This is a genomic window from Catellatospora coxensis (assembly GCF_016862635.1).
In the GTDB taxonomy this organism is placed as follows: domain Bacteria; phylum Actinomycetota; class Actinomycetes; order Mycobacteriales; family Micromonosporaceae; genus Catellatospora; species Catellatospora coxensis.
Genome location: NZ_BONI01000157.1, coordinates 1 through 6,059, shown reverse-complemented (window position 1 = coordinate 6,059; position 6,059 = coordinate 1). Strand labels below are relative to the sequence as shown.

At 70.0% G+C, this 6,059-nt stretch carries 3 protein-coding genes; 1 reads left to right on the top strand and 2 read right to left on the bottom strand.

Features of this window, described 5'->3' with window-relative positions; translation table 11 throughout:
- Positions 1–550 precede the first annotated feature (550 nt).
- Positions 551–895: a DoxX family protein gene (locus Cco03nite_RS41490; protein ID WP_203699545.1), complete on the top strand. Its 345-nt coding sequence runs from the start codon at positions 551–553 to the stop codon at positions 893–895.
- Between the two features lie 19 nt (positions 896–914).
- Here the strand turns inward: Cco03nite_RS41490 and Cco03nite_RS41485 are convergent, their stop codons facing one another.
- Together Cco03nite_RS41485 and Cco03nite_RS41480 are read right to left on the bottom strand one after the other, a co-directional pair.
- Positions 915–1,721, bottom strand: coding sequence for a GNAT family N-acetyltransferase (locus tag Cco03nite_RS41485; RefSeq protein WP_203699544.1), 807 nt, complete (start codon positions 1,719–1,721; stop codon positions 915–917).
- Between the two features lie 122 nt (positions 1,722–1,843).
- A complete protein-coding gene (locus tag Cco03nite_RS41480) occupies positions 1,844–6,046 on the bottom strand; it encodes a hypothetical protein (protein ID WP_203699543.1) in 4,203 nt (1,400 codons plus the stop codon).
- Positions 6,047–6,059: the final 13 nt, after the last annotated feature.

Sequence of the window (6,059 nt, the reverse complement as noted above, 5' to 3'; positions counted from 1 at the left end):
GACGGCGGTGCGGCCCTGCAGCCACAGAGGGGTTTCGGACATGATGCGGCTTGCGTCCTTTCAGGTACGACGAAACGCCGGCAGGCCGGCCGCCTGCCGGAAGTCGAGGGGTCACTCACCCGACCTCATCCGTTCGTGGTCGAAATGACAGTATCGGCCGTCCGTTGACCGTGGAAGACCAAAAGGATGGGCCCGGATCGGGCACAAGGCCGACGCAGCTCAAGCCACATCTTCTTTTCACGGCCGACGATCTCCAGCACCTGCCAGGCGCGGACCGGGTGGGGTTCCCGGCCGGGCCCGCCCACCCCGCTCCCTGGGCGGACCCAGGTCCCTCGGACCCGGACGAAGCCCATCCCGCCCAAGATCGGCGGACTTGCCAGGCAGGTTGGCGAATGCGCGCTCAAGATACGCACGGGTGCCGGGCAAGTCGAACGATCTCGGGTGGGATGGGCTCCGCGGTCAAGGAGAATCCGGTCGGCCTGTCACCAACGTGCGCCGAGGCGAGTCATCCCGGTGAGAGCACATCGCAGCACGCAGAGGAGCACCGCTGATGTCCACCACCGCCACCGTCGTCACCATCGCCGCCGCCTGGGTCGGCTTCTCCGCCTGGTCCGTCCTGACCGGAGCCAGGTGGGTCGTCGAGCCGCTGGCCGACTACGGCGTGCCGCGCTCGTGGTGGACCTGGCTCGGGCCGGCCAAAGCCGCGGGCGCGCTGGGCCTGCTGGCAGGGCTGTTCGTCCCCGTCATCGGCCTGCTGGCCGGGATCGGGCTGGTGCTCTACTTCACCGGCGCGGTGATCACGGTGGTGCGCGCCCGGTCGTACGCGCACGTCCCGTTCCCGCTGCTCTACCTGGCTCCGGTCGTCGCCGCGACGGCCCTGGCGTACGCCTCCTGACCCGGCGCGGTCCGGTGGCTCAGCCGGGCACGCGGCAGAACAGGTGCGTCACCGCCAGCTCCTGGTAGCCGATCCGGGCGTAGAAGCGCCGCGGCCAGTCGTCGGCGCTCGCCTCCAGGAACACCAGGTCGCATCCGGCCTGCCGGGCGCGCTGCAGGCCGGTGGCGAGCACCGCCCCGGCCAGGCCCCGACCGCGGTGATCGGGCTGGGTGTGCACGTCCTCGATCTGGGCGACGCCCGCCGCGGCGTCGACGTACAGGTCGGCGCGCGCCACGACCTGGCCGCCCTCGCGTACACCGAGGAAGGCCACCTGCGGCGCGGCCCGCAACCGGGTCACCCGGCGCTCGACCAGGTGCCCGATCGCCTCGGCGCTGGCCTGCGGAAGTTCGGCCAGCCAGGACTCGTGGTCGGATGCGCGCAGCTCGTCCAGGGCGATCTCGTCCACCACGTCGGCCGTACGGCGCTCGGGCGCCCGGCCGTCGTGGCGCATCAGCACGTTGCGCTCGTGCGTGTGGCCGGCCTCGATCAGGGCCGGGGCGAGCGCCTCGCCGAGCTGCTCGTCGTGGACGACGATGTAGCGGTGCTGGAGGCCCTCGTCGGCGAGCAGCCGTTCCGCGGTGTCCAGCACCGTCGGCACATCTCCGCCGGTGACCACGAACTTGTTGTGGTCGTATGAGTGCCGGTAGCGGCCGCTGAAGACCGCGAAGCCGACCGGGGTGTCGACGACCCGCTCGGCCTGCCGCCGCTGCGACGCGCGCTGGAAGTCGATCATCCGTGCCGCGTCGTTCCGGTTCTGCCTGCTGACCGGCTCGTGCTCGGGGTCCATCTCTTCACTCCGTCCGTCGGTCCCCACGGTGACGATCCGCCGTGGCAGGCACCATGCTGCACGTCGTGAGGGTGCGGACGCACCCCCGTTTCCGGCTCGAGGCTTGCGCCGTCACTCCGCCGCTAGATGCTGAAACTGTGGCTGTCGCCGTCGCTGTCGGGTCCGCGGTCGCGGGGGACGATGTAGCTGTCGCCGCCGCCGATGCTGAAGCTGTAGCCGTCGCTGTCGCTCTCGATGACACTATCGGCATCGCCGAGGTCCACTCCAGCACCGCTGTCGTCACTGCTGTCCGACCCGATGACACCACCGGAATCGCCGGGATCCCCGTCAAAGCCGTCGTCCCTACCACTCCCGGATTCGCTGAAACCATCCGAATTGCGGGGATACCCGAAAAAGGCGTCGTCGTCACTGCTGTCCGACCCGATGACACCATCCGAATGGCCGAGGTCGTAGGCGATGAGGGTGGGGCTGCTGACATAGGTGGTGGCGCTACGGACGTCCGTGTTGTGAGCTGGGCGCGGGCCGTCGAGCAAGGAATCGGTGCTGGAGGAATCGCGGGGTCGTGGGATTCGGGAAAGTGGCAGAAGGTCTGTGTGGATCTGATCCCTGCCGCGAGCGAGGAGATCGGTCTGCTGGGGCGTCGCGGTGAAGATGCTGCTGATACCGCGCAGGTCGAGGAAGTTGCTGAAACGGTTCGCGGCGGGTGAGCCGGGCCGATGCGTCCAAGCGTCGACGACCGGTGTGTTGGGGTGCAGGGGTGGTCCGATGATGACGAATACGTGGCCGTCGTTCCGCAGGCGAGTGATCGGCACGCCGCTCAGTCGTGGGTCGTCCCAGAGCAGAGCGAACGCCAGCGCCGCGTGCTCATCGCGATCGCCCACGTGGAAGTACTGGGCCAGGTATGCCGAGCGTCCTATCGACAAGAGAGTGTCGGTCAAGGCAGGGTCCTTCAGATACTTCGTGTTGCGGGCCTCCTCGGCCAGTTTCACGTCCGCGTCCCCATACTCGTCGTCTGTGTGGCGATTCTGGACCGGCCCCCGCGGCAGCAGCCGTTTCACCTCGGCGGTGACCTCGCCGGCGAGGTCATGCGAGACTCGCAGCCAGTGATGTTCCCCGATTTCAGCCAGGACGATCTGGTGGAGGTCCTCCGCCATGGTGTCCGCGTCCCGATCCAGGCGGTCGGCGCGCTCGACCAGGGCTCGGCTGATCTCGTGGGTCAGCGTGCCGGTCAGCTCCTGTCGCAGAACCTTCCTGTCACGGCTCTCCGCAGCCGTACGCCGGATGCCCCGGCTGTCCAGCCGCTGGATCTCGTCGACGACGTAGCCGAGCCGATCGCGCAGTTCGCGTGAGCCGACGTCGTTGACCATGTTCTTCAGGAGGGCACGGGTGCGGGCACGGGCTCGGATGCCGGCGGGCGTGGGGATGAAGAACGTTCGGGCAGCGCCGCGGGCCACGTCCCGGACTCGGGCGGAGTAGGTGCGCAGTCCATTCGCCCGGCCTCGCATTGTCGCCTGCGTCCGCCGGGCCGCGTCCCGTAACGACTGCTGAGTCTGCGCGGCTTCGCGATGGAGGATCTGCAGCCGTTCGAACTGGTGATCGTCGAGCATGCGGGGGTCGCGATGCTGCAACTCGTGGGCCTGCACGTACCTCATGGCCGCAGCGATCGGTTCGAAGCCGTGGCGTTCAGCCAGGCGGTTCAACCTCGCAGCGGCCTCGGCTGCGGCCTGCCTCCGCTGGGTGATCCCCTCGTAGAGCTCCAGGAGACCGGAGTCTCGGTCGTCGCCATCGGTGAACAGCGAGCTCGCCTCGGCTGTCGCGGCCCACTGATCCGAGATACTGCCGGCCGGACTCTCACCGCTGCTGTCGGTCCCGATGACGCCGTCGGAAAAGTCGCTATCCGCGCCATAGCCGATAATCATGTCGATGACCCCGGGAGCCGTCCGGTCCACCGAAACGGGCTGAGAGCCTGGCCCGGTCGCCCGAGTCGCACGAGGCTCGGTCAGCTCCCGATTGGATGTGCCGGACCTGCGATGCAAGTCGCCGTACGCCGCCCGCGGGCTTGGCACATGCGCTGGACCTGCGGCGGCCGCGAAGGTGAGCCCGAGCATGTCCACCCGTGGCGTCGGGCTGCTGTCATGATCCTGCGACGACGGCCGGGTGCTCGGTGTGAGGTCACGGATGGACAACGCCCGCCGCCGGCCATCGACGCGGAACAGCACATCGACGGAGCGGTGCAGGAATCCCTCGTCGACGCGCGTCCAGCCCGAAGCAGGCAGCTCGTCGACGTGGGGGTCGGACGACCCGGACGTGCTGCCGGCCTGCATCCCCTCCAGTTCCGGCTCCGTCACCGCCTCGCCGGGGACGACCAGAGCCTTGTCCAGGGATAGGAACAGCACCAGTCCGTTCACCTCGGACGGCTGCACCTGCTCACCGGACTGCACGTCGAAGAACACGGCCGCACCATGCACGTGGAACACGTTGATCACATGCCAGCGGTCGTCGGGGCGGCTCATGGCCATGAAGCCGCGTCCGTCACCGGTCGCGGCCACAGCCGCGGCGACCGTCTCGGCCCCGCCCTCGACCCGGACGAAGCCATGCCCGACCTCGTCGACATCCCGCGCGTAGTTGACCAGGTGCCGCAACGGCGCATGGTCGGCGGAAGGCACTTGGTAGCCTGCGACATCCGGATCGGTTTCGGTCCAGACCATGTCGCCGACGATCGCGGCGAGCACGCAGTTGGTCCGGAACCCGGCGATGTCACTGTCGCGTAGCGGGTTCACCCGCTCCAGCCGCGCCCGGACATCACCGGCCGGCGCCTGCCGTACAGGTCGGATGGGGCGTTGGGGCGTGGCGGTGCCGGCCGTCGGGGACAGCAGTCGTGTCGGCACGAGCGGAACCGGCCCGGCCACCAGCGCCCCGGACCAGTCGAGCTCGGTGCCCCTGGCGCTGGGGGGATGCGTGCCGGTCGGGTCGGCGGCAATGGTGTCACCTGCTCGGTCTGGGGGCACAGGGCGGCCGGATGGTGCGTCGTTGCGGTCGCCTTCGGACGGCTTGGCAGCCGTCGTCGCGGCACCCGGCCCGTCGGCTGCGGGGTCATTCGGCATCCGTTGCGGGGCGGCCTGCGCGGGCGTGGCGGTGGTCTGTCCACCGAATACCGACACGGTGTCGGTGACTGTGCGCGGTCCTGACGCCTCCGGCCACGCACCGGCACCGACGTCTGGATCGGGGGCGGCATGGCTGGTGGTGGTCGGGGTGACGGCGGTGTTGTGCGCGGGTTCGGCGCGGATGTCTGCCGCGGCGGTCGTGGTCGTGTCGGTGCCGGTGGGCGTGGTGCCGGTCGTGGTGGTGCGTAGGGTCTCGACGGCGCGGACGGTGGCGGGCGTGGATGCGGCGCCGGACGCCGGGGCGGTGCCGCCGGCGGTGGCCGTGCTGGTGGGGACCGTTGTCGCGGGTGTGGGGGTGAATGTTCCGGACAGGGCGAACACGGCGTCCATGCGGCCGGTCCCGGCAGCCTGTCCGATGATCACGTTGTCGTGTCGGGTGAGGGCGGTGGCGGTGAACGTGCCGTCGAAGGTTCCGGCGATGCGACCCGTGGCGGTGTAGTGCCCGGCCAGTACGGTGCCGTCGGGGCGGTGCCATACCCCGGTGAAAGTGACCCTGCCGGCGAACCACGACCCGGCCGGCGAGAACACCCCGTCGAACCCGAACTCGCCTCGCGCGCCCGCCGGGCCCTCGATCCGGTCCGGGCCGCCTTCCAGACCCGGCAGCAACCCCGCCGCGAACACCCCACCCCCGCCGGGGCCGCCCAGGCCGGGGACGTCGCGGACCGACCCCAGCACCACATCCCACGACGGCATCGTGATCTTCCCGATGTCGCCGTCCAGCCCCGCCGACGCCCCGTCACGCCGGCCCCTGATCCATCCCCCGAGCTTATCCACGCCGCCCTCGACCGCACCGTCGATCGCACCCGCCGACGCCGCAGCCCACGGGTGGTCGGACTGCTGGATACGCCCGTTCATGATCAGATCGGCGAGCTGCTCCGCGGTGAACTCCGTCGCCGCGCCGACGAACACCTGACCCGGGATCGATCCCATCCACCGGTCGCCCACATCCGGGCCCTTCCGGGCGCCCAGCGTCCTGGTGATCGCCTTGCTCATCCCGGCGAACACCACCGGCCCGACGACCCCGCCGATCAGCCCCGCCAGCACGGCGCCACCCGAACGTCTGCCGTCCCAGTGGCGTCGGGTGCCGGTGATGTACAGCTGCGTGAACTGGATCGTCACATCCAGGCCCAGCTGCAGGCCGATACCGACCGCGATGGACATGACCAGGCGGCGG